Source organism: Thiocystis violacea, assembly GCF_016583565.1.
Taxonomy (GTDB): Bacteria; Pseudomonadota; Gammaproteobacteria; order Chromatiales; family Chromatiaceae; genus Thiorhodococcus; species Thiorhodococcus violaceus_A.
On the sequence record NZ_NRRF01000141.1, the window covers coordinates 1 to 4,556 of the forward strand.

The following is a 4,556-nucleotide window of genomic DNA, read 5'->3' on the forward strand; positions in this document are numbered from 1 at the left end:
AACAGCACCCGGATGGTCTCTTTGTCAAGCATCATAATCAACAGCGTTCGAATTGGGTTTTGACGGGAACTGGCTCTCAAGCCACTGTTTTATAAGATATCACAACCCCAGGAGATCCGGGAGAGCCGCTTTGCTGCAATGAAGACACTGCAGATTGTCGACCGCGCCTTGCCCAAGTAGAAAACCCTTCGGAAGCTACACCATGACAAATGCCGCGTGGCTGACCGAAGAACGGGAGATCAAGCTGAAATGCTGGGATTCTCAGGCTCATGCCAGGCTTTAATAAACCGACAACGCTCAAAACAGTATTTGACCAACGCAGCCTCCACGACGCCATACTTGCTGACCACTGACCACTGACCACTGACCACTGACCACTGACCACTGACCACTGACCACTGACATTGACTACCAACCACTCAATCCCTCGCATCGAGTCGCTACGGGTCCAGAACTATCGCGCCTTGCGAAAAGTCGAGCTCGACCATCTGACGCCGATGACGGTGCTGCTCGGGCCGAACGGCAGCGGTAAGTCGACGCTGTTCGACGTGTTCAACTTTCTGTCGGAGTGCTTCCAGTTTGGTCTGCGCCATGCGTGGGATCGGCGCGGGCGGGCGAAGGCGCTCAAGACGCGCGGCGCTGATGGTCCGGTGGTGTTCGAGCTGAAATACCGCGAGCGGCGCGGGACACCCATCATCACCTATCATCTGGCGATCGACGAAGGCGGCAAGGGGCCGGAGGTGGTCGAGGAATGGTTGCAATGGCGGCGTGGCACTCGCGGTCAGCCGTTTCGCTTCCTCGATTTTCGCAAAGGGGTCGGTCGTGCGGTCAGCGGCGAGCTTCCCGATGCCGAGGATCAGCGCAAGGACACCCGGCTGCGCTCGCCGGACCTGATCGCGGCGAACACCCTTGGCCAGTTGGCGGAACACCCTCGGGTCGCCGCGCTACGCGAATTCATTACCGACTGGTATGTCTCCTATCTGTCGATCGACCAAACCCGTCAACAACCGGAGGCTGGGCCGCAGGAGCGCCTGAGTAAAGGCGGGGAGAATCTTCCCAATGTGGTCCAGTACCTGAAGGAGCAGCATCCGGAGCGCCTCGAACAGATCTTTTCGGTGCTGCGCGAGCGTATCCCCAGGCTGGAGCGCGTCGATGCCGAGCCCATGCCGGACGGGCGCTTGCTCTTGCAGATTAAAGACGCGCCGTTCGAGACGCCGGTCCTGTCGAAGTTCGCCTCCGATGGCACGATGAAGATGCTGGCCTATCTGACAGTGCTCTATGACCCGGAGCCACCACGCTTCATCGGCATCGAAGAGCCGGAGAACTTTCTCCATCCGCGTCTCTTGCCCGAACTGGGGGAAGAGTGCCGCGCGGCCGCGGAGCGCTCGCAATTGCTGATCACCACCCACTCGCCGTTCCTGCTCAATGCGATGCGGGCCGACGAAGTGCGGGTGTTGTATCGCGATGAGGAGGGTTTCACCCAAGCCGTGCGTGCCTGCGATATTCAGGGCATCACCGAATTCATGCAGGCTGGCGCCTCGATGGGCTATCTGTGGATGGAGGGCCATTTCGGTTTGGGCGATCCACTGGTCAACCAAGGCGCACCGCGCGACACCCGGCGAGGACGCGGCTGATGCTGGAAAAGCTGATTGTGTTCGTGGAGGAGTTCTCGATGGAAGCGACGTTGGAGATCCTGCTGCCCAAGCTGTTGCCGGATGTCCCCTTCGAGATTCGCCGCTTTCAATGCAAGGATGACCTGCTCAAACGTCTACCGGAGCGGTTGCGCGGATACCAGAACTGGCTGCCGGAGAATTGGGTTATCGTGATTTTGGTGGACCGGGATGACGACGATTGCATCGAGTTGAAACAACGTCTGGAGTCGATGGCGGCGCAGGCGGGTCTGATCACGAAGACCGTCGCGGGTGTGGGCCATCGATTTCAGCTTGCCAACCGTCTTGCGATCGAAGAGCTTGAGGCTTGGTTCTTTGGTGATTGGCGGGTGGTCAGGGACGCCTATCCGAAGGTGCCCGCGACGATCCCGCGGCAGGTGCGCTTTCGCAAGCCGGATGCGATTGCGGGCGGGACCTGGGAGGCACTGGAGCAGGTGTTGAAGCGTGCCGGTTATTTCAGAACCGGCCTACGCAAGCTGGAGTGTGCTCGGGCCGTTGCGCCCCACATGGCGCCTGAGCGCAATATCTCCGACAGTTTTCAGGCCTTTCGCGGTGCCTTAATGGCGGTCTTGGCAGGGGGTGAGCCATGAGTATGGCGGCATTCATCCGCGACACTGTGCTACGACCGCGCCTGCGGCAGGCGGGCTGCCTGGTGGTCTACGACGCCGAGCGGCGTTATCGCGACGCCTGCCTGGCCCTCGCGGCCGCGCATCTGCTGGTGGTGGATGCCTCGCACAGCAGCATCGAGAGCCGGGAGGCGGCGGTGATGGCACTGCGCGCACTGGGGCAACCGCACCAGGACGGCGCGGCGCCCCTCGATGGGGTGCTGATCTATGTTCCAGCCAGGCGCCCGGAGACCGATGAGCAGAAGCAGATCGATCCCTTTGCACTCTTCGCGGCCTGTGGGACGTGCTTCCCCCAGGACGACGGTGACGACTATCTCAGCCTCTGTCTGCGCGCGAAACCCGACCATGCCACCGCGATTCGTCAGCTCTTCGCCAATGCACCCGACGGACCGAGCTTTGCCGTGGTCGATGCCGTTGGCGGCGGCCTGAGCTGGCCGCAGTTACGGGCCGCGCTCGGGGTCGAGTCCGGCCGCGAGATCCTGACCGCCTTGCTGGCGCCGACGGCGGTTCAGCGTGAGGCGCTAAAGGCGCAAGACGGCTGGATCCAGGAGGCGCGCGACTTTCTGCGCGCGACCCTGGGTTTGCAGTTGAAAACCCGGGGTAAGACCTGGACGCCGCTGGCGGACGAGCTGTGGCGTTATCTGTTGTTCAGTGAGTTTGTCTTCGATCTGCCCGAAGCCCTGCCCGAGGCACTGAAGGGCGTCCCCCATGCGCCTGGGGAGGCACGGCCGATCATTGAAGACGTGTGCGAGCGGCTGCGCACCGATCCGCGCTCGCGCAACGCCTATATCGAGCGCGCCGAGACCATCGAGACCGAGCTGAATCTGGTCGAGTTGTGCGGCGCCATCGATGACCTGGGCGAGCGCGATACCTTTCCGTTCGAGGAGCGGACCTTCCTGCGCACCGCCATCAATGGCATCACGGGCAACGACATGGATGCCGCGCGTCGCATGCTGGCGCGTCAGGTGCGCTCGGTCTGGGTCGGCAAGGGTGAGAGTCAGGCGCAGTGGGAGTTGGTGCGCGCCGGGCTCGGCCTGGTGGAGACCTGCGAAGACCACGAGCGACAGTTGCCGGAGCACGCGCGCTCCCAGTCCGCGCTGCTCGACTTCTATCTGGGCAGCCTGCGCGAAGCCGACCGGCTGCAGCGTGAGTTCGAGCAGGCGGTGGGGGATGTGCTGGATCCGCACGGTCTGATGCGGGAGGTCATCGGCCAGGCGCGTGCCCGCTACCGCCGTCTGGTCGAGAAGGTGCAGGGCGTCTTTGTCAAGCATCTGGAGAGCGCCGGCTGGCCGCCGACGGGACGGCTGGCGAATGCCGATGTCTTCGACCGTCTGCTGGCGGATCGCCTCAAGGACCGAGGCTGTAAGCTGGCCTATCTGATGGTGGATGCGCTGCGCTATGAACTGGGCGTCGCACTGGAAAAGCAACTCGCCGAGGATGGTCCGGTCGAGCTGCGCGCGGCCTATGCCCAACTGCCCAGCATCACCCCGGTCGGCATGGCCAGTCTGTTGCCGGGGGCACGCGCCAAGCTGAGCCTGCACCTGCATAAGGATGCGCTGCTGCCGCGACTCGACGGCGCACCCGTCGGCAATGTCGGCCAGCGGATGGAGGTGCTCAGGGCACGCTTGGGGGACCGCTTCGCCGAACGGCCGTTGAATGATTTCGTGCGCGGCAAGTCGTTGATCGCGGAGACTGTCGATCTGTTGGTGCTGCGCTCCACCGAGATCGACAGCCAACTGGAGAGCAACCCGGAGACCACGCTCAGCCTGATCCCCGGCACCTTGAAGCTGATCCGGGTCGCGCTGCACAAGCTGCGTGGCTTGGGCTTCAATGAGGCCGTGATCGTCACCGACCACGGCTTCTTCCTCAATGCCCAGGCCGAGGCGGGAGATGTCTGCACCAAGCCACCAGGCCACTGGTCGGTCAATGCCCACGATCGGATGCTGTTGGGCACCGGCGCCGGCATTGGCGCGGATGGGCACAGCCTGGTTGTGAGCGGCGATAAGCTCGGTCTGGGCTCTCCACTTAACCGGAGTTCCTCCACGGACGGTTTGCGGGAGGGAGGTCGAGGCTTGGCGGGTGGCCATTTGCCCTCGGCGGGGTGGGGAGTACTGTTCGGGGTCGCTGGGTCAGTGCGAGTTCCTTGTAGCGCACAGGCTCGTTCGCAATCGCGAGTTCGAGTACCCGGTAGAACACCATCCCACGGCTGCGGGACCGCCGGCGGTTGAAGCGGAACACGAACTCGTTCAGGTAGCTGGCA

The 4,556-nt window shown here is 63.1% G+C and carries 2 protein-coding genes and 2 pseudogenes; 3 read left to right on the plus strand and 1 reads right to left on the minus strand.

Going from position 1 to position 4,556, the window contains the following annotated elements; all coding sequences use genetic code 11:
* Positions 1-404: 404 nt before the first annotated feature.
* The 3 genes and pseudogenes from CKO23_RS23825 to CKO23_RS26175 form a co-directional block, all read left to right on the plus strand.
* Positions 405-1,634 (plus strand): AAA family ATPase, encoded by a 1,230-nt coding sequence (locus CKO23_RS23825; RefSeq protein WP_274600255.1) that lies wholly within the window; start codon positions 405-407, stop codon positions 1,632-1,634.
* Complete coding sequence (locus CKO23_RS23830; RefSeq protein ID WP_200335866.1) at positions 1,634-2,260, plus strand: DUF4276 family protein; 627 nt, start codon at positions 1,634-1,636, stop codon at positions 2,258-2,260. Before CKO23_RS23825 ends, CKO23_RS23830 begins: the two co-directional genes overlap by 1 nt.
* A 1,415-nt stretch (positions 2,261-3,675) precedes the next feature.
* Positions 3,676-4,152, plus strand: a pseudogene (locus tag CKO23_RS26175) (PglZ domain-containing protein); the annotation flags it as partial.
* 280 nt (positions 4,153-4,432) lie between these two features.
* Here the strand turns inward: CKO23_RS26175 and CKO23_RS27055 are convergent.
* Positions 4,433-4,556: pseudogene (locus tag CKO23_RS27055) on the minus strand (IS1595 family transposase); the annotation flags it as partial.

Coding starts and splice junctions, on each gene's coding strand:
- CKO23_RS23830 (WP_200335866.1), top strand. CDS start 1,634: ATGCTGGAAAAGCTGATTGTGTTCGTGGAGGAGTTCTCGATGGAAGCG.